Source organism: Thermomonas sp., from assembly GCF_035369645.1.
Classification (GTDB): Bacteria; Pseudomonadota; Gammaproteobacteria; order Xanthomonadales; family Xanthomonadaceae; genus Thermomonas.
The window spans coordinates 1-19492 of the sequence record NZ_DAOOUM010000003.1; the positions used below are offsets into that span (position 1 = coordinate 1).

At 61.4% G+C, this 19492-nt stretch carries 20 protein-coding genes and 4 tRNA genes; 9 read left to right on the plus strand and 15 right to left on the minus strand.

All coding sequences use genetic code 11. From position 1 onward, the window contains the following. Nucleotides 1-105: 105 nt before the first annotated feature. From PK789_RS00950 to PK789_RS01000, 11 genes are all read right to left on the minus strand, one after another. Nucleotides 106-181: transfer RNA gene (locus tag PK789_RS00950), tRNA-Thr, on the minus strand. A gap of 37 nt (nt 182-218) precedes the next feature. Beyond that, nucleotides 219-292 (minus strand) — tRNA-Gly (locus tag PK789_RS00955). Nucleotides 293-397: 105 nt separating this feature from the next. Continuing rightward, nucleotides 398-483 (minus strand) — tRNA-Tyr (locus tag PK789_RS00960). 142 nt (nt 484-625) lie between these two features. Further along, entirely contained in the window at nt 626-1717 is a 1092-nt protein-coding gene (ychF, locus tag PK789_RS00965; RefSeq protein ID WP_324306468.1) for a redox-regulated ATPase YchF, read from the minus strand. 52 nt (nt 1718-1769) lie between these two features. After that, nucleotides 1770-2354 (minus strand): aminoacyl-tRNA hydrolase, encoded by a 585-nt coding sequence (pth, locus tag PK789_RS00970; protein WP_324306533.1) that lies wholly within the window; start codon nt 2352-2354, stop codon nt 1770-1772. Between the two features lie 60 nt (nt 2355-2414). Then, entirely contained in the window at nt 2415-3071 is a 657-nt protein-coding gene (locus PK789_RS00975; RefSeq protein ID WP_503011861.1) for a 50S ribosomal protein L25/general stress protein Ctc, read from the minus strand. A 108-nt stretch (nt 3072-3179) separates the two neighbouring features. Next, a complete protein-coding gene (locus tag PK789_RS00980; protein ID WP_324306470.1) occupies nt 3180-4142 on the minus strand; it encodes a ribose-phosphate diphosphokinase in 963 nt (320 codons plus the stop codon). 32 nt (nt 4143-4174) lie between these two features. Continuing rightward, nucleotides 4175-4250: transfer RNA gene (locus PK789_RS00985), tRNA-Gln, on the minus strand. Next, entirely contained in the window at nt 4249-5121 is an 873-nt protein-coding gene (ispE, locus tag PK789_RS00990) for a 4-(cytidine 5'-diphospho)-2-C-methyl-D-erythritol kinase (protein ID WP_324306471.1), read from the minus strand. The genes PK789_RS00985 and ispE overlap by 2 nt, the downstream gene beginning before the upstream one ends. Further along, on the minus strand, nt 5118-5729 hold the full coding sequence (gene lolB / locus PK789_RS00995; protein WP_324306472.1) for a lipoprotein insertase outer membrane protein LolB: 612 nt from the start codon (nt 5727-5729) through the stop codon (nt 5118-5120). The genes ispE and lolB overlap by 4 nt, the downstream gene beginning before the upstream one ends. 26 nt (nt 5730-5755) lie before the next feature. Then, the gene (locus PK789_RS01000) at nt 5756-7447 is read right to left on the minus strand and encodes a tetratricopeptide repeat protein (protein ID WP_324306473.1); all 1692 of its coding nucleotides are present in this window, start codon (nt 7445-7447) and stop codon (nt 5756-5758) included. Nucleotides 7448-7548: 101 nt separating this feature from the next. On the opposite strand from PK789_RS01000, the gene hemA reads away from it, so the two are divergent. From hemA to ppk2, 5 genes are all read left to right on the plus strand, one after another. Continuing rightward, entirely contained in the window at nt 7549-8814 is a 1266-nt protein-coding gene (hemA, locus tag PK789_RS01005; protein WP_324306474.1) for a glutamyl-tRNA reductase, read from the plus strand. Next, complete coding sequence (gene prfA / locus PK789_RS01010; protein WP_324306475.1) at nt 8811-9899, plus strand: peptide chain release factor 1; 1089 nt, start codon at nt 8811-8813, stop codon at nt 9897-9899. The genes hemA and prfA overlap by 4 nt, the downstream gene beginning before the upstream one ends. A gap of 5 nt (nt 9900-9904) precedes the next feature. Beyond that, nucleotides 9905-10360, plus strand: a complete 456-nt coding sequence (locus PK789_RS01015) for a GNAT family N-acetyltransferase (protein WP_324306476.1) — start codon at nt 9905-9907, stop codon at nt 10358-10360. Nucleotides 10361-10446: 86 nt separating this feature from the next. Next, the gene (locus PK789_RS01020) at nt 10447-10797 is read left to right on the plus strand and encodes a helix-turn-helix domain-containing protein (protein ID WP_324306477.1); all 351 of its coding nucleotides are present in this window, start codon (nt 10447-10449) and stop codon (nt 10795-10797) included. Beyond that, nucleotides 10794-11570: a polyphosphate kinase 2 gene (gene ppk2, locus PK789_RS01025; RefSeq protein WP_324306478.1), complete on the plus strand. Its 777-nt coding sequence runs from the start codon at nt 10794-10796 to the stop codon at nt 11568-11570. The genes PK789_RS01020 and ppk2 overlap by 4 nt, the downstream gene beginning before the upstream one ends. Here ppk2 and PK789_RS01030 read toward each other — a convergent pair. The 3 genes from PK789_RS01030 to PK789_RS01040 all read right to left on the minus strand — a co-directional run bounded on the left by PK789_RS01030 (nt 11560) and on the right by PK789_RS01040 (nt 15334). After that, entirely contained in the window at nt 11560-13341 is a 1782-nt protein-coding gene (locus PK789_RS01030; protein ID WP_324306479.1) for a tetratricopeptide repeat protein, read from the minus strand. The genes ppk2 and PK789_RS01030 overlap by 11 nt on opposite strands. A gap of 149 nt (nt 13342-13490) precedes the next feature. After that, complete coding sequence (locus PK789_RS01035; RefSeq protein ID WP_324306480.1) at nt 13491-14054, minus strand: TlpA family protein disulfide reductase; 564 nt, start codon at nt 14052-14054, stop codon at nt 13491-13493. After that, the gene (locus tag PK789_RS01040; protein ID WP_324306481.1) at nt 14051-15334 is read right to left on the minus strand and encodes a YihY family inner membrane protein; all 1284 of its coding nucleotides are present in this window, start codon (nt 15332-15334) and stop codon (nt 14051-14053) included. Before PK789_RS01040 ends, PK789_RS01035 begins: the two co-directional genes overlap by 4 nt. 75 nt (nt 15335-15409) lie before the next feature. On the opposite strand from PK789_RS01040, the gene wrbA reads away from it, so the two are divergent. Genes wrbA through PK789_RS01060 form a run of 4 tightly spaced genes read left to right on the plus strand, consistent with a single transcriptional unit; the run spans nt 15410 to nt 18433 of the window. Continuing rightward, nucleotides 15410-16003, plus strand: a complete 594-nt coding sequence (gene wrbA / locus PK789_RS01045) for an NAD(P)H:quinone oxidoreductase (RefSeq protein WP_324306482.1) — start codon at nt 15410-15412, stop codon at nt 16001-16003. Then, nucleotides 16000-16338 (plus strand): DUF2069 domain-containing protein, encoded by a 339-nt coding sequence (locus PK789_RS01050; RefSeq protein WP_324306483.1) that lies wholly within the window; start codon nt 16000-16002, stop codon nt 16336-16338. Before wrbA ends, PK789_RS01050 begins: the two co-directional genes overlap by 4 nt. Beyond that, nucleotides 16335-17915, plus strand: a complete 1581-nt coding sequence (locus PK789_RS01055) for a tetratricopeptide repeat-containing sulfotransferase family protein (RefSeq protein ID WP_324306484.1) — start codon at nt 16335-16337, stop codon at nt 17913-17915. The genes PK789_RS01050 and PK789_RS01055 overlap by 4 nt, the downstream gene beginning before the upstream one ends. A gap of 29 nt (nt 17916-17944) precedes the next feature. Continuing rightward, the gene (locus PK789_RS01060; protein ID WP_324306485.1) at nt 17945-18433 is read left to right on the plus strand and encodes an asparaginase domain-containing protein; all 489 of its coding nucleotides are present in this window, start codon (nt 17945-17947) and stop codon (nt 18431-18433) included. Nucleotides 18434-18562: 129 nt separating this feature from the next. Here the strand turns inward: PK789_RS01060 and PK789_RS01065 are convergent. Next, nucleotides 18563-19492 (minus strand): pre-peptidase C-terminal domain-containing protein (locus PK789_RS01065; protein WP_324306486.1); only part of this gene is annotated, 930 nt, incomplete at its 5' end.

The window sequence follows — 19492 nt, forward strand, 5'->3', positions numbered from 1 at the left end:
GATCGTACCCACGTTCACGTGGGGCTTGGTGCGCTCGAACTTACCCTTTGCCATGGCTGCGTCTCGTTGGATTTGCCTGCCAAGCAGGCGTGAAATTACTAAAGATGGTGCTCACGAATGGAATCGAACCATCGACCTCCTCCTTACCAAGGAGGTGCTCTACCGACTGAGCTACGTGAGCAGATTTTCGAAGCAGGTCGTACATTGTAATGCAATGGTGGAGCGGGAGACGGGAATCGAACCCGCGCTAGTAGCTTGGAAGGCTACAGTTCTACCATTGAACTACTCCCGCACCGGGAGACCTGTTTTGCTACATCGCCCGCTGGTAAGGCGAGTGATTTTGGATCCAATAAAACAAATTTGTAGAACTTTGACGCTTATGACGCTTTGACAATCGTGGTGGAGGGAGGTGGATTCGAACCACCGAAGGCGTAAGCCAGCAGATTTACAGTCTGCCCCCGTTGGCCGCTTGGGTATCCCTCCGATTTCTACTGAAGGAATGAACCCCCTCAAAGAGCCCGTTATTTTGGCGGGCACTTGCCAACCTGTCAACGGGTATCTGCAAATTCCCTAAAAATTCTTGTCTGTGCGCGAGCGCCAGTGGCAGCGCAGCTGGGTACGGCGGTCAGACGTTGAAGCGGAAATGCAGGACATCGCCTTCTTGCACGCGATATTCCTTCCCTTCCAAGCGTAAGCGGCCGGCATCACGCGCACCGGCTTCGCCGCGGTACTTGATGTAATCGTCATAGCCGATGGTTTCGGCGCGAATAAAGCCTTTTTCGAAATCGGTATGGATGACGGCGGCGGCTTGCGGTGCCGTGGAACCGGCCTTGACCGTCCACGCGCGCACTTCCTTGACCCCAGCGGTGAAATACGTCTGCAAACCCAGCAGTAAATAGGCTGCGCGAATGACCCGGTTCAAGCCCGGCTCGTCCAGCCCCAAATCCGCCAAGAATGCATCCCGATCCGCATCCTCCAGCTGACTCAACTCTTCCTCGATGGCCGCACACACCGGCACCACTTGCGCACCCTCGGTGTGCGCGTGCGCACGCACTGCATCCAAATGCGGATTGTTGGTGAAGCCATCTTCCTGCACGTTGGCAACGTACATCACCGGCTTCAGGGTGAGCAAGAACAGATCACGGATAACCAGCTTTTCTTCGTCATCCAATGCCACGGTTCGCGCTGCTTTGCCCACGTCCAGCGCGGCCCGCAGCTTGGCCAACACGGCGATTTTGGCTTTGGCATCCTTGTCGCCACCCTTGGCCACGCGCTCGAAGCGGGCGATGGCTTTGTCCACGGATTCCAGGTCGGCCAGCGCCAATTCGGTGTCGATGGTTTCGATGTCGGCCAGTGGGTCAATTTTGTTGTTGACGTGGATGACATCGTCATTTTCAAAGCAACGCACCACATGGGTGATTGCATCGACTTCGCGGATGTGCGCCAAAAATTTGTTGCCCAAACCTTCACCGCTGGCTGCACCCGCCACCAAGCCTGCAATGTCGACAAATTCAACCGCAGTGGGGATGCATTTTTGCGGTTTGACGATCTCGCTGAGCGCAAGCAGGCGCGGATCGGGCACCGGCACCACGCCGACATTCGGCTCGATGGTGCAGAACGGGAAGTTGGCCGCAGCAATGCCGGCCTTGGTCAGTGCATTGAATAGAGTGGATTTGCCGACATTTGGCAGACCGACGATGCCGCATTTGATGCCCATGGTGGGTAATGCTCCGTTGTCGCGCTGGCACAGTACCCGCGCGATGATGAAATTATGGCGTGCGCGGCGTGTGCAGCCGCGTCATCGCATCGGCAAAATTGCCCTGTTGCACCAGCGGCAGCACCTCAGCTGCATCCCCGATGGCGTGCAAGATGGCAGCTTCGTCGTCACGCCCGGGCCGCCCCAATACCCACGGTGTCACTTGATCGCGGTGCCCTGGGTGGCCGATGCCAATACGCAAACGATGGAACTTGCCGTGACCCAGCAGACGAATGGTATCGCGCAGGCCGTTTTGGCCGCCGTGGCCGCCATCAAATTTGAGCCGCGCCGTCCCCGGCGACAGATCCAATTCGTCGTGTACGACCAACATCTCTTCGGGTTCGATTTTCCAGTAGCGCAATGCGGCAGTGATCGACTTGCCGCTGGCGTTCATGAAGGTGGCCGGCTTCAACAGCCAGACCGGTTGACCGGCAATCACCAGCTTGGCGGTTTCGCCAAATAACTTGCTTTCCAGACCAAAGCGCACGCCGGCATCCAACGCCAGCGCGTCAATAAACCAGAACCCGGCGTTGTGCCGGGTTCGGGTGTATTCGGTGCCGGGGTTCCCCAGCCCAACGATGAGGCGAATGCCCGCCATATCCAGAAATCGCAACAACATCATCCTGCCGGCATGCGCAGGCAGGATGTGCCAGAACGATTACTTGGCGTCCTTCTTGGACGCCTTGGTGGCCGGCACTTCGGCCGCTGCCGGTGCACCCGCAGCTTCGGCTTCTTCCTTGCCGTGCTTGGCCACCACGACAGCAACATCGTGCTCTTTGCCCAACTTCAGTGCTGGCAGCTCAACGCCCGCCGGCAGCTTCAGATCCGACAAATGCACCACGCCGCCGACCGCCAAGTTGGTCAGATCGACTTCGATTGCAGCCGGCAGATCCTTCGGCAAGCAGCTGATTTCCACTTCGGTCAGCTCGTGCATTACCACCACGCCACCGGTCTTGCCGGCTGGCGAGATGTCCTGGTTCAAGAAGTGCAGCTGCACCTTGGTACGCAGGGCTTGGTTGGCATCCACGCGCTGGAAGTCCAGATGCATGATCAGCTGCTTGAACGGATGGCGCTGCATATCACGCAGCAGCACTTGCTCGACTTTGCCGTCGATGTCGAGGTTCAGCAGCGACGAGTAGAACCACTCGTGCTGACTGGCCAACCAGATGGCTTCGTGCTCGATCTGGATGGATTGTGGGGCGGCAGTGCCACCGTAAACGATGGCGGGCAGTTGGGCGGCATGACGTAGGCGGCGGCTCGCACCCTTCCCTTCGGCATTGCGGCTCACGGCCTTGATGGTGTGTTCAGACATGATGAAGACTCACTTCTATTGCAATGAAGCCGCCTCGCGGCGGCGATGACACTCATCCGCGACCAGATGAGTGGGGGCGCCACCGGCGAACCGGCGGCACAGGATTTCATATCAATCGACGTACAGCGAGCTGACCGACTCACCAAACGCCATGCGGCGGATGGTTTCAGCCAGCAATTCAGCAACGCTGAGCTGGCGAATTTTACTGCACGCCTGGGCCGCCGGCGACAGCGGGATGGTGTCGGTGACAACCAGCTCATCCAGTGACGATTTATTCAGATTGTCGATTGCCGCGCCCGACAGCACCGGATGTACGCAATACGCCACCACCTTCACCGCGCCGCGCTCTTTCAGCGCATTGGCGGCGGCGCACAGGGTGCCGGCGGTATCCACGATGTCATCCACCAGCACACAGGTTTTGCCAGCGACATCGCCGATGATATTCATCACCGTGGCGACATTGGCTTTGGGGCGACGTTTGTCGATGATAGCCAAGTCGGCATCATCCAAACGTTTGGCAATCGCACGTGCGCGCACCACGCCACCCACGTCGGGCGACACCACGATGACATTGTCGGTGCCATGGGTTCGCCAGATGTCGGCCAGCAACAGCGGCGAGGCATACACATTGTCCACCGGGATATCAAAAAACCCTTGGATTTGGTCGGCATGCAAATCCACGGTGAGCACGCGGTCGGTATCGACTGCGCTGAACATTTTTGCCGCCACTTTGGCGGTAATCGGCACACGCGCCGAGCGCGGACGGCGGTCTTGGCGGGCATAGCCGAAATACGGCACCACCGCCGTCACACTGCCCGCCGATGCGCGTTTGAGCGCGTCGATCAACACCAGCAATTCCATGAAATTTTCTGCGGTGGGCGCATTGGTGGGCTGAATGACGTAGCACTCTTGCCGGCGCACGCTTTCTTCGATCTCGACTTGCACCTCGCCATCAGAAAAGCGGCTGATGAGCGCTTTGCCCGGGCGCACACCCAATTCGCGGCACACGGCATCGGCCAGCGGACGATTGGCGTTCCCCGAAAAAATCAGAAGATTCGGTTCGTCTTGTTGCATGTCGGTGGCCGGATTGGAGATTTGCAATGAGATGGCAGGGGCGGAAGGATTCGAACCTACGCATGCCAGGATCAAAACCTGGTGCCTTAACCGCTTGGCGACGCCCCTAGCTAAATTGTTCCACCGCATCCAGCAGTGGCGACCTGTCTGCACCGCACACCAGCCATGCATGAATGCCGGCTGGCAAGGCTGCGATCGCTGTCTCGGCAGATTCGCGCGTGGCGAATTCGACGAAACAACCGCTACCGGAACCCGTCAAGCGCGGAACGCCGATGCTGGACAACACGGCGAACGTCGCCTCGACGGCGGGCTCACGGTGACGTAGTACCGGCTCGAACGCATTTTCGAGCACGTTCCCTGACAGGAAGCCCGCTATTGTCGCGGGACTTGCGTCGCGAGTCAATTCCCGTGATTGAAATAATGCAGCGGTCGCCGCATGCACCCCGGGATCGACCAGCACATACCATGCAGGCGGCAATGCCAGCGGCGTGAGTTGCTCACCCACACCTTCGGCCCACGCAGTGTGCCCATGGATGAAAACCGGCACATCGGCACCCAAGCGCAGCCCCAGAGCTGCCAGCTGCGACGCCTCCCAGTGCAGGCCCCATAGCCGATTGAGCACCACCAGCACGGTTGCCGCATCGGACGAACCACCACCAAAACCACCCCCCATCGGAATGCGCTTTTCAATACCAATGCCAGCACCTTGGCTGCAATTGGCGGCCTGTTGCAGTAATTTTGCCGCACGTACCATTAAGTCGTCGGGTGCCGCTACACCCGCCGCGCCGGCACCAATGCGGGCAATCACGCCATCGCTGCGCGGGCGCAGATACACGGTATCCCCCCAATCCAGCAGCCGAAACACGGTCTGCAAGTGGTGATAGCCATCCGCGCGGCGGCCGATGATGCGCAAAAACAGGTTGAGCTTGGCGGGGGCCGGCCATGCACGCCAGCCTGCATCCGTCGGGAATAGGTTCACTCCAGCCCCCAGCGATCCACCACCAGGCGCACACGGCTGTTGCCGCGCTGGGCGTCGATGCGCGAGGGCATCAACAAACCAGTGAAAGGGTCCGGCTGCCAACGGCTGTAGTCGATCTGCCAACCACCCTGCTCGATCCGCTGCGGCAATTGCTGCGCATCAAATTGAATCTGCGCACGCCCCAGTGCTGCATCATGCGCCGCCACTGCGCGCATCCAGCAGCCCAATGCTGCCACCGGAATATCCCAGCCCGTGGCCTCGTGCAGCAGCGTGGCGGCATCTTGACCACGCCGCGTGCCACCGGCCAAACCGTCTAGGCGCGCGCCGTTGGCGTCAGATTCCAATACCCATGTTTGGGCGGTGATGGGCGCTGTGAGTTGCAGATGCAGTTGGCCTGCGCCCTGCGTCCACTCAAACCGCCCGCTGCCGGCATCCTTGCCATTGCTGATCGCCATGCGCCCCGCCATGGCCCAACCCGGTTGCAGGCAATCGCCGGCATCCAAACCCAAGGCATGACGACGTTGCTGCTGTGCGGTCTGCGCAGCAGCGCTGCTTGGCACCGGCGCAGGCGGCAGTTGCAGGGTCTGGCAACCGCTCAACGTGAACACCAACAAGGCTGCATACACGCCATGCCTCACGCGCCCACCTCGTGCAGGGCGCGTTGCAGCGCGCGGCTCTCGGGGTCAAGCTTGCGCGCAGCGTCAAAATATTTGCGCGCTTCATCTTTTTGCCCCAGCACCCACAGCACTTGCCCCAGATGGCTGGCGATGTCGGGGTCTTTTTGCAATGCGTACGCGCGGCGCAAGTGCGGGAGCGCCTCGCGTGCCTTGCCCAACCGGAATAACACCCAGCCGTAGCTGTCGATGATGGCGGCGTTGCTGGGGTCGGCAACCCGCGCGCGGTCGATCAATTCCAAGGCTTCGCGATAGCGCTGGGTGCGATCGGCCAAGGTGTAGCCCAAGGCGTTCAGCGCGGCCACATTGTCTGGCGATATCACCAAGATGCGGCGTAAATCGGCTTCGGCTTTACCGATGTCATCCACGCGCTCCCACATCAGCGCCCGCGCATACAGCAGCTCCAGATTGTCGGGCAATGCCGCCAATCCACGCGCATAGGCATCGCGTTCGGCACTGGCATCTTTGTCTTTTTGTCGCAGCTCGGCCTCGAGCAGATAGCCATCGCGACGATCTTCCTCGCGCAGCGCCGCATCCGCCTGTACTGCGTGCAAGACATCAAAGGCCTGTGGCTTACGCTGCATGGCATGTAACACACTGGCGGTACGCATCCGCGCCACGCCCTGCGCTTGCTGGCCGGGCACATTGGCGTACCAGCTCAAGGCCTCGTCGTAGCGTTCCAGCGATTCGGCCAATTGCCCCAGCAGCAGACGTCGTGACGGACTGGGCTCGGTGGCCCCTTGCCGCACTTCTGCATACAACGCGGCCAAGCCGACTTTGTCTTTGGCTGCATCCAATAGCGCCGCGCGTTGTGCGTAACTGGCATCGTCCTGAGCCCCTTGCGCCAGCACTTGCGCGGCTTTGCTGGTATCGCCCAGGGCCGCATATTCACCCGCCAATGCCCAGCGCAAACTGGCAACCTGCTTGGCGGCATCTTCGAGGTTGACCAAGACTGCGCGGGCTTGCTCGGGCTTGCCGGCTTCACGCAGTAGCTGCGCCCGCAGCAGCGCCACTTTGGGCTCCGCCGGGAACCGCGCCACTACTTGCTGGATCACTGCATCCACCAATTTTGGCCGTTCCAACCGTTGCGCCAGCCCGCCCACGCTGAGCCATGCCTGCAAGTCATTGGGCAAGCCGCCCTGCTTGATGACCTCGCCCAGCAGTTGGATCACCAAATCCGGCTGCTTGCCCACCGCACCGGTCAGCGCGGCCAGCCCGGCGCGCCAGCCATTGGGTGTCGCCAGTAGCGCGTCCAATTCGCGCTGGGCTTGGCGTTTTTGCCCGCTGCGCAAGGCCAAGCTAGCCGCCACCATATGCCCGGAAAGACTGGTCTGCGGCGCCAATGCTTGCCACATGGCATACGCCTGCCGGGCCAGCGCATCGTTGTCTGCCAACAGCGCGATACGGGTGGCGCGTTCGGCCAACACTGGGTCTTGCGCGGCGCGGGCGGCATCCAGGTAGTGGCGGGCGGCATCCGACAATTGCCCGCTTTGCAAGGCAAATTCGCCAGCCAAACTGGCCTGTAGCGGATCCACCGGTGCCGCCGCCAGTGTTGGCGGCGTTGCTGGTGTTGCCGCCACCATCGGCAAGCTAGCGGTAAGGGCCGCGGCGAACAATACCGCACGCAGGCCAAGGTGTTGCAGGATGGGCATGGAATGGGCCGGTACAATGGTGGGTCTGGCCCGCAGCTTAGCGCAGGTGCCTGAATGAATCCGCCCCCATCTCTCGCCTCGCCATCACTCTTCACCACCCCATGAGCTTGTACGTCCTCGGCATCAACCATCAAACCGCGCCGGTTGCCCTGCGCGAAAAGGTGGCGTTCGCCAATGACGCACTGGCACCGGCGCTGGCATCGTTGCGGGCCTTGCCCGATGTTCACGAGGCGGTGCTGCTGTCCACCTGCAACCGCACAGAACTGTATGCGCATGCCGACGGCGACGGGCACAATTTGGCCGAATGGCTGGCCGCGCACCCTGATGCCGGCAGCGATCTGCACGCCTATTTGTACCGTCATCACGACGTCGATGCGGTGCGGCATCTGTTTCGCGTGGCCAGTGGGCTGGATTCACTGGTGCTGGGCGAACCGCAGATCCTCGGCCAAGTCAAGCAGGCGTGGGGTGCATCACGCGAGGCCGGTGCCCTGGGTGGGCAGCTGGATCGTTTGTTTCAGCACGCCTTTGCTACCGCCAAACGCGCGCGTACCGACACCCAAATCGGCGCCAATCCAGTCTCCGTTGCTTCCGTTGCGGTGCGCTTGGCGCAAGAAAATTTTGCCCGCCCGGACACCTCCACGGTGCTGCTGATTGGTGCGGGTGAAACCATCGAGTTGGCGGCACGGCATTTGGTGGATGCCAAGGTGCAACGGCTCCTCATCGCCAATCGCACCTTGGCGCACGCGCAAGCGCTTGCCAGCCGTCACGGCGGCATCGCCTTGCCGCTGGCTGAGTTGGATAAGCATCTGGCCGAAGCCGATGTGGTGATTTCTGCCACTGCGGCGCGTGTGCCCGTATTGCATCGCCAGCAGGTGGAACACGCACTGCGTCTGCGCAAACATCGACCGATGTTGTTGCTGGATTTAGCGGTGCCGCGCGATATCGCCAGCGATGTCTCGGGCCTACGCGATGTGTTTTTGTATACCGTCGATGATCTGGAACGCGCGATCGAGGACAACCGCCGCAGCCGCCGCGAAGCCGCACAACAGGCCGAGGCCATCATCGAAATCCAAACGGCGCGCTTCATCGAACAATGGCAGGCCGGCAGCCGCCAGCAATCCCTGTTGCAACTGCGCGCCCACGGCGAAGCGGCGCGCGCCGAGGCGTTGGCCAAAGCCAAGCAACACCTCGCCACCGGCATGCCCGCCGAACAAGCACTGGAACTCTTGGCACACACCTTGACCAATCGCTTATTACACGCCCCCACGGTGGTCCTGCGCGAAGCCGCCCGCAGCGGCGACACCGACATCACCCGCGCTGCGGAAAAATTATTTCCCAGCACCGACACAGGCCATCACGACGCATGACCCCTGCCCTGCGCCGCAAATTGGAAGCGCTGCTAGAACGCCGCGAAGAAGTAGAACGTTTGCTTGCCGACCCAGCCGTGGCCGCCGACCAGACCCGCTTTCGCAATCTTTCGCGTGAATTTTCCAGCTTGCAGCCGGTGGCCGATGCCTTGGCCGCTGAAGCCCAAGCACGTGCGGATCTGGCGACCGCGCAAGCCATGCGCAATGACCCGGAACTGCGGGCGTTGGCCGAGGATGAAATCGACACCACCAATGCCCGTCTTGCTACATTGGAAGGCGAATTATTGGCGCAATTGATCCCGAAAGACGCGCGTGACGATGGCGGTTTGTATCTGGAAGTCCGCGCTGGCGCTGGCGGTGATGAAGCCGCGATTTTTGCCGGCGATTTGTTTCGCATGTACACCCGCTATGCCGAAACCCAGGGCTGGCGGATCGAGGTGGAATCAGCCAACCCCGGCGAACACGGCGGCTACAAGGAAGTCGTGGCGCGGGTGGAAGGCGCGGGCGCGTATGCCAAATTGAAATACGAATCCGGCACCCACCGCGTGCAGCGCGTGCCCGCCACCGAATCGCAAGGCCGCATCCATACCTCCGCCGCCACGGTAGCCATCATTGCGCTGGAGGCCGGCGAGGACAGCACCATGGTGATCAACCCTGCGGATTTGAAGGTGGATACCTTCCGCTCATCCGGTGCCGGCGGGCAACACGTCAACAAAACCGAGTCGGCCATTCGCATCACCCACGTCCCCACCGGCGTGGTGGTGGAATCGCAAACCGAGCGCAGCCAGCACGCCAACCGCGACAAGGCGATGAAACGCCTGCAGGCAATGCTGGTGGAAGCCGAGATCGAAAAACGCGCCGCCGCCACCGCGGCCGAGCGCAAATTGCAGGTCGGCAGTGGCGACCGTAGCCAACGCATCCGTACTTACAACTTCCCGCAGGGCCGCATCACCGACCACCGCGTGGAAGGTCTGACCCTGTACGACCTGCCCCACATCATCGAAGGCGCACTGACGCCATTGATCACCCGCCTGCAACAAGAACAACACGCCGAAGCGCTGGCACAACTGGCGCGCGAAGGATGACCTTGATGATCACGATTTCCCGCGCCGGCCCGGCCGACCTGGATGCGCTTGCACAACTGTTTGATGCCTACCGCCAGTTTTACGGCCAGCCCTCCGATATCGAACGCGGCCGCAAATGGCTGCGTGAACGGCTACGGTTTGGCGAATCCATGGTGCTACTGGCACACCAAGCAGCCAATGCAGTGGGCTTTGTCCAGCTGTACCCGATGTTTTCATCGGTGCGCACGGCGAAGACGTGGATCCTCAATGATTTGTATGTGGATGCCGGCGCGCGTCGCAAGGGTATCGCCCGGCAATTGCTGCAAGCCGCCGCCGACTTTGCCAAAACCGACGGTGCCGTTGGTATCGCATTGGAAACCAACACCGACAACACCGCCGCACGCGCCCTGTATCGCGCCGCCGGCTGGCGCGAAGACGCCACGCAGTGGTATTCGCTCCGTTTTGAACCGGGCCTGCACTAAGCGGGGCTGACACAGCGTGCAACTCGTGCAGCGTGTGCGGCGGCGTTCTACACTCGACCCACCACGGCTTCACAAGGATTCTTAGGATGTCGATCGACGCCACTCTGCGGTTACTCAGCAAGGCCAGCGGCCTGACCGTCACCGACCTTGCTACCGCCATTCCCAAGGCCGGCATCAACACCGTCAATGCCTGGCTGAAAGGCGACAAGGTCCCCGGCAAAGAGCAAATCGACGCACTGGCGCGCACCTTTGGCGTGCCCGCCGGTGCGCTGCTGGCGGAAATCGCCACCACCCTCGACCCTGCACGCAGCAAGGGCGAGCATGCACTGCTTGCTGCTTACCGCAGCCTCAATACCCGCCAGCAAGGCGCACTGCTGGAAGTGGCACGCAGCATGCAACCTGCACCACCTGTCGTACGCCGGCGGAAACCGGCATGAGCAAGCTCAAACGCGCCCAGTACGACGCCTTGTTAGAACCGCTTCAGGTTCAACTAGCCAACGCCGCACGCTGGTTGCAGCACAGCGGTCGCCGCTTGGTGGTGGTGTTTGAGGGCCGCGACACCGCCGGTAAAGGCGGCGTAATTCAAGCCATACACGAACACATCAACCCACGCCAATGCCGGGTTGTTGCGCTGCCAAAACCCAGCGAGCGTGAAGCCAGTCAGTGGTACTTCCAGCGTTATGCGGCGCACCTGCCGGCCGCAGGGGAAATTGTCTTGTTCGACCGTAGTTGGTACAACCGCGCCGGGGTTGAAAAGGTGATGGGTTTTGCCAGCGATGCGCAAGTGGCGGCCTTTCTCAACGCCACCCCGGCATTTGAAAAACAATTGATCGATGACGGCATCTTATTGTTCAAATACTGGCTGTGCTGCGACCAAGCAAAACAGGAAAAGCGGTTTGCCGACCGCCGGCAAGACCCGCTCAAAGGCTGGAAACTCTCACCCATCGACTTGGAAGCGCGTAGCCGCTACCGCGCCTATACCGATGCCCGCGAAGCCATGCTGAAAGCTACCCACACGGCGCATGCACCGTGGACCTTGGTGGATTTCAATGATCAAAAATTAGGCCGGCTGACCTTGATCCAAGATTTACTGGATCGGCTTCCCGACACCCGTATTGATGCCCCTGACATGACCCTGCCACCGTTGCCAGGCAAGCCACTGCGCGAGCACTACAACGTGCTGCAACCCATCCCCACGCTCAAGGTTTGACCACAGCGGCCGGTGCCACGACCACCGGTGGCCACGGCAAGCCCACTTGTTTGACCAAGGCGGCATAGCGCGGATCGTTGCGATAGCGCAACAGCATCGCGTCATACAACAAGGCTTGCATGCCCGGGTCGCGCGCATTCCATGCTTGTTCCAACCACTTGAACATTGCATCCGGCTCACCACGCACCGCATACACCTGCGCAATCTGGAACGCCCAACCTTCGGCATGCTGCTGGATGCCTGCCTGCAACCGTGCATCGGCCTCGGCGCGGTCGGTACCAATCTGCGCTGCCAGCGCCAAGGCAAAATCCTGCCACGGGCCGGCAGGCTCGGCCTTTGCGGCGGCTTGTGCTGCCTGCGGATCTTTACGCAGCACCTCGATCATGGCGAGCAGGTGATGGTTGTAGATCGCGCTAGGCTCTAGCTCGATCGCCTTGGTAATGGCATGGTGGGCCTCATCCAGCCGCCCCAGCGGCATCAGATACGCCACCAGCCAGCGATACCAATTGGCATTCATGGGGTCAAGCTTGATCGCACGCCGGGTCAGCTCCACTGCCTGCGTCAAATCCCCCTGACTGGCGCGTGCCACCCCCAATTGATACAGCGCATCGCCATCTTCCGGGGCCAAGGCCACCGCTTTGCGCAGCTCGGCCTCACCGTCCTTCCAGTTGAAATCCCGCAACATCAGCAACCAGCCACGCGCCACATGCGGGGCGGCTAAAGCGGGTGCCAATTGCATCGCCTTGCTCACCGCGGCATCGGCCTCGGCAAAAAAATCATCGGCCTGTTTGCCGGTCAACCCGCCCGACACCGCATCGATCAAGGTGCGCGCCTTCATCGCATAGGCCAGCCCATAATTGGGGTCCAGCCGGAGGGCCGCGTCGTACAGGCGCACCGCCGCTTCGGTATCGCCGCTGGAATGCGCCTTCAAATACAGGTTGTAGGCCTCCAAATTGCCGCTGGGCGGGCGGTCGCCCTGCTGCGCTTGCACGGGGGCCGGCTGTAATTTTGCCTGCAAGGCCTGCGCCACCTGCCCCACGATTTGGTCTTGCAGCTTGAACAAGTCGGTATAGGGGCGATCATAACTTTCTGCCCACAGCGTGCTGCCATCGGCGGCTTTGATCAGGCTGGCACTGATACGCACGGTATTGCCCGCACGCCGCACACTGCCTTCCAACAAATGCGCCACGCCCAGCTTGCTGGCAATGGCTTGACTGTCGTCCTTGCTGTCGCGGAACTGGAACGAGGAATTGCGCCCAATCACGCGCATCCCTTGCAGCCGTGAAAGCGCGATGATGAAGCCTTCCGACAAACCGTCGGAAAAATATTGCTGCTCTTTATCGCCGCTTTCGTTGTCGAACGGCAGCACCGCGATGGAGTTATCGCTGGCCGATGCGGCTATCGGCGTGCGCGCTTCAGGTTTGTGCTCGATCAGCCGATCGGTGAGCAGCAACACCACCGCGATGGCCAGCACCCCGATGATGATCAAGTCGGTTTTGCGATGCGATTGGTTGGCGCGCGCCTCTGGAGCGATCTCGCTTTCGCGCTTGATGCCTTCTGAGGTCAGCTCGAAAAACCAAGAAAACGCGACCCACAGCGGGAAGCCAATGGCGCTTGCAATCAAAAACCAACGGGTCGTAGCCTCAGGGGCACCCACTTCCGGCCCGATTTGCGCAATGCCTTGCGCCAATGCCCATACCGCGCCGATGTATAACACCATCGCGCGCAAGACATTACGACGCTTGAGCTCAGCAATGAACGTACCCACCATGCCCTGTCCGGATCCGCCCCCTGCGGTGAATGTGCATCCTCAGGCTGACCACGCCTGCCCTGCCTTCACGACCCCCCCCACTGCCGTCCTTCAGTAAAACGGGATAGGCCCTCATCACAGGACAGCAGCCGCGGGAAACACCCCCTACATCACTGGGCAGCAGGCCCACCAAAGCTGGCAATGTCCTGCTCCAGCATACTGGCCGTGACCGGGCCGGTGTATTTGCGCGCCAAACGGCCATCTGGCCGAATCAGCCAACTGGTGGGCAAGCCACGCGGTGCGCCAAAATCTTGGGGCGGTGTGTAGATGTCGATCCGTGCAATTGGATAGGTCACCGGACGCGCCGCCATGAAGGTGCGCAACGCCTCAACGGTGGTGTCCTCATAGGCCAAACCAATCACCGAGATGTGTGGCCGCAACGCCGCCAATGCCGAGAGTTCCGGCATTTCCTGCAGGCAAGGGCCACACCACGTCGCCCAATAATTGACGATCACCCATTTGCCACGTTGCTGCGCCAGTGTCCATGTTGCGCCGTCCAGCGTCTTGACTTGCAACGTGGGTTGCTGCGGGTTTGCAGGGGGTGTTGCGCCTGCCGCCGGGGCGGGTGCGTTAGGGGGGGGCGCGACCGGCGCGGGCGGCTGCGGCTGACAGGCACTCATCAGCAATACCAGTGGCAGTGCAGTCGCAGCGCTACGCAAATCGAGCATCTTCATTCCTCCCAGACCCCTGCATACACACTGGCAACCGGCTCTTGCAACATGGCCAACAACGGCGTGCGCAAGTCTGTCATCGTTGCCGCAACGGCGTTGCCCAAGGCATCCGCCGTGTTATCCCCGGTCGTTGGGGGTGTGGTTTCAGATAGCGGAATGCGTAATTGCGCGGTTTCGTAAAGCTCCGCCAAACACACATCTTGCAAGTCGCGCGCCAGCAACCAATGCCCACTTTCGGTGCGCTGCACAACGTGGATATGCATCATCTTGCCCAGCAGGTCTTGCACCATGCTGTCGGTCAAACTGGGTTCCAGCTGCCGCAACTGCTCGGCTGACAAACCCTTGCCGCTGCTGCGGGCCTGCTGAAAACGTCCCAGCATGCGCAGCAGACCAAACAATTCATGCCCATGCGGTAATCGCAAGGCTTTGGGTTGGTAGCGATATGCCGACATCGATGAGGCAAACGAAGCACCCAATAGAACCGAGACCCAACTGAGGTAGATCCACAACATGACGATGGGAATCAAGGCCACCGCGCCATAAATTTTCTGGTAGGAATCAAAACTGCCCAGATACAGCCCCAGCCCCGACTTCACCCCTTCAAACACCAACATCGACAACAAGCCACCTGCGAACGCATGCCGCCATTGCACGGTGCGATGCGGCACCAACTTGAATACCGCTGCAAACGCAATCAATTCAATCACCATCGGCGCTACGCGCAGGATCAAGGCCTCCAGCCAGCGCCCAGCCAAAGTTTCAAAAATCGCCAATGCAAACAGGCGCGTGGACAAGGCCAGACTGGTGGCCGCCACCAAGGTACCCAAGGTCAACACCGTCCAGTACACCAAAAAACGGCCGATCTTCGGCCGCGCCGTGGGCACCCGCCAGATGCGGTTGAAAATGGCTTCCACGCTATTGAGGGTGACCAGCAACGAGATGATCAACGCCAACGCGCCGGCGGTGGTCAGCTTGCTGGTATTGGCAGAAAAATCGGTCAGATAGCTCGAAATAGCCTGCGCCGCACGTGGCACAAAATTAGCCAGGATATACGCGGTAAGTTGGTCGCTCCACGCATCGAACATTGGGAACGCAGACAGCACCCCAAACACAACCATTGCCAATGGCGCTAATGCAAACGCGGTGGTGTAAGACAGCGCACCCGCCGATTCAAACAAGCGGTCGTCTAAAAACCGACGCAGGACAAAACGGCCAAAGCTGCCGGCTCGCGCCGGATCGCGCAGGCGCTCACTCCATCGGTATAGCGAATCCAAAGGCTCCATTGTTGACAGCGTAACCGATGCCGCAGGCACGCTGCATCGCCTATGCTTCCCTCTTCCCCGCACAGTGACAGGCGCATGTCCGAAATTTTGGTGCTGTACTACAGCCGTGGTGGCTCAGTGGCGCGGTTGGCGCGCCAGATTGCGCGCGGCATTGGCGAGGTGGAGGGCATGCAGGCCCGCCTACGCAGCCTGCCCCCGGTGGCACCCGTCACCCAAACCGCCACCCCGCCCGAACCCGAAGACGGTGCGCCGTATGTTGAAAAGCGCGACCTCGCCGACTGCGCCGGCTTGCTATTGGGCAGCCCAACGCGGTTTGGCAATATGGCCGCGCCGATGAAGCATTTTTTGGACACCTTGGGTGCGGAATGGGCCAGCGGCACGCTGGTGGGCAAGCCTGCAGCCGCCTTTACCTCCACCGCCACCATGCACGGCGGGCAGGAATCCACCCTGCTGACCATGCTGGTGCCATTGCTGCACCACGGCTGCGTGATTGCTGGCATTCCGTTTACCGAAAGCGCGCTCAATACCACCCGCAGTGGCGGCACCCCGTATGGTGCCAGCCATGTGGCGGGCGTTGCCGATGATCCCGAATTGAGCGATGACGAAGCCCAGCTTGCACGCGCGCTGGGGCGCCGGGTGGCTACGCTTGCCAAGCGGCTGCACGCATGAATCCCACCCGTTATCTGGCAACGGCATTATTGGTACTGGCGGGCGTGTACGTTGCGTGGGCGCTGCAACATCCACACCCCCTTGCCGGGTTACTGGCGTTTGCGGCCCCCCCCGCGTTGCTGGCCATCGGCGCACTGCGCACATGGCCGCGCATCGGTTTTATCGCCTCGGTCTTTGCCCTGCTGTGGTTTAGCCATGGAGTGATGCTGCTATGGGCAGATCCCGCAGCGCGCGGCTGGGCCGCCACCGAAACTCTGCTTGCGTTGGTGGTCATCCACGCCGCCTGTCTCCCCGGCTATCGCGCCCGTCGCACCAAACGCCAAGAGCAACAATGAGCACCGATCCCCGCATGACCGGGCTGGCCCAAACCGTCGTCGCAACCGTGCATGCCGGCGCACGTGCCCTACGCGATGGCGACCCGCGCCGCGCCGAGGGCTTACTTTTGCAAGCCTGCCAGCAAGCCCCCACACATCCCGAGCCACTGCGCTATCTGGCCATCGTGCAATTGCAAACCCGGCGTGCGGCGCTGGCCCAAGCCAGCCTGCAGCAGGCACTCCATCTCCGCCCCGACGATGCCCAATTGCATAGCGACCTGGGTAGCGCGCAGGCAGCATTGGGCGATATCGACGCCGCCCTGGCCAGTTGGCAACACGCCACTACCCTAGACCCCAAACATGCGATGGCGTGGTTCAACCTGGGCCGCAATCATCAGCAACTGGGCGATACAAACGCCGCGATTGCCGCCCTCAGCCAAGGCGTTGCACTGGCCCCGCAAGCCCTGCCGCCCAGGATTTTGCTGGGCGATGCATTGGTGCATGCTGGCCGCTTTGACGAGGCGGCACAGCACTATCGTGCCGCGCTGGCTTTGCATCCGGCCTCTGGCGATGCGTGGCGGGGGCTGTCCAACATCAAGACCGTGGCACTGACCGAGACCGATGCCAGCGCCCTGCGCACGCAATTGCAGCGGCGTGAGAGTGCCGATACCGACAAAGTTGCGATGGGGCATGCGCTGGGTAAATTGGAAGAAGACCGGGGCCAGCACAGCGCCGCACTGGCCGCATTTTCCGCGGCGAACGCGCTGCAACATCGGCTGACACCGTGGAGCGCAGGCGCCTTCACGCGCTTTGTGGAGCAGGCCTTGGCCGTCAGCCAACAGCTGCCCGCACCGGTGGATCCGCGCTTGGGCGAGGAGGTCATTTTCATCGTCGGGCTACCCCGCTCGGGCTCGACCTTGTTCGAGCAAATCCTCGCTGCACACCCTGATGTGGAAGGGGCCAGTGAACTGCCGGATTTAGGCATCGTGCTGCAACAAGAATCACAGCGGCGCGGCATGCCGTACCCGCAATGGGTGCCGCAAGCCAGTGCGCAGGATTGGCAGCGCCTTGGCCAGGCCTACCTGCAGCGTACTGTACGCTGGCGCAAACATCGCCCGCGCATGACCGACAAGCAACCGGACAACTGGAAGCACGCCGGCATCCTGCGTGCCATGCTCCCCGGTGCCACGGTGATCGAGACACGCCGCGACCCGCTGGAAACCGCGTGGTCGTGCTTCAAGCAACAGTTCTACAGCCAGCCACATTTCGCCAACACCCTGGCCGATATCGCAACTTACATGCAACGCTGCCAGCATGCGATGGAGCGCTATCGCGAACGCGACCCGACCCGCATCCATTTGCATCATTACGAAGCCCTGCTGGATGCACCAGAAGCGCAGATCCGCGCACTATTGACGCATTGCGGGCTGACTTTTGATCCGGCGTGCCTAGCCTTCCATCAAAGTCCTCGCAGCGTGCGCACCGCCAGCGCCGCGCAGGTGCGGCAACCACTCCGCGCTGCCAGCCGAGCATTGGCCTATGGTGCCTTGCTCAACCCATTATTGGCACTACTTGAACAGGCATTTCCGTTGCTGTAAGTGCGCCTGTTTTGGTGGAAAATAGGCACATGGACAATTTACTGATCGTCACCACCGGCGGCACCATCGACAAGATCTATTTCGACGACAAGTCGGACTATCAAATCGGTGACCCGCAAATCGGCATGATTCTGCGCGAGCTGGGCGTGACGTTTCGCTTCAATGTGATCCCAATCCTGCGCAAGGATTCGCTGCACATCAACGACGCCGACCGCGAATTGATTCGCGCCACGATTGCCGCGCAACCCACCCGGCATGTGTTGGTGACCCACGGTACCGATTCGATGGTGGCCACCGGCAAAGTGCTGCAAAGCATTCCCGACAAGACCATCGTGATGACCGGTGCACTCAGCCCGGCGCGCTTTCGCGGGTCAGATGCCGAGTTCAACATCGGCTGCGCGATTGGCGCCGTGCAATCACTTCCCCGTGGCGTGTATATCGCCATGAACGGGCGCATCTGGGATCCACTGAACGTGCGCAAGAATGTGGACGCCAACCGTTTCGAAGCATTGGGCTAAGCACCGCTGCCGCAACACATGATCCCGCCAACTGGCGGGATCATTCAGTGACTGCACGCGGCATACGCCCAAAAAAGAACCCCGGCCGAAGCCGGGGTTGAAGATCAACACGTTTGCTTGAGAATTGGATCAGTTGGTGCCCGAAGACAGCACCACGCCCGAGAAGGTCGAATACGCGCGCACCTTGATGTAGTAGGTGGTGGCGGTGCTCGGGGTCAGGGTGCAGGTCTCGCTGTTGCCGGTCTTGTACGGACGGCAGGTGTAGCTGGAGGTCGTCGGCGCGGAACCCGCGCGCACGTACAGGTCGGCGTCACCGGTGCCGCCGGCGATCGAGATCGTCACGGTTTGCCCGGCAGCCACGGCCTCGGTGTAGGTCGAAGACCAGTTGCCGGTGCTGACGGTCGGCAGGTTGACCGAGGAGCTGCCACCGCCGCCGCCACCACTGCCGGCGGTGTAGTCACCCACCAGGCTGACACCGGAGAATGCCGAGTAGGCCTTCAACCGCACGTAGTAGGTGCCGGCCGTGGGGCTGGCGATGGTGCAGCTCTCGGCATTGCCGGACTTGTACGGACGGCAGTCGTAGCTGCTGTCGGTCGGGGTGCTGCCCGCCTTGACATACATGTCGGCATCACCAGTGCCGCCCGACATGTTGAAGGTCAGGTTGGTGGCACCCGCCGGCACGGCCAGCGTGTAGACCACATCGCTGCCGGTTGCCGCGCTGATGCCGGACACCGTGGTGCCCTTGGTCAGCGGGCCACCGGTGGTGGTGCCACCACCGCCGCCACCGCCGCCACCGCCGCCGCCCGAGCAGGACACCCCCACCGCGCTGAACGCGCTGGTGACATCGGCCTTGGTGTAACCCAAGTCGGTGGCCGCCGTTTCCACGCCGCATGCGCCCTGGTTGAAGGTGCTGCTGGCCGTCCAGTAGTTGGCATTGGCACGGGCAAACACCTGGAAGGCCTTCTTGGTATCCCAGCCGGACTTCTTGGCCAGGGTGCAGAACGCCTTGTTATAGACACCGGAGGTGTAGTGCACGTCCATGCTGCTGGTGTAGTTGGC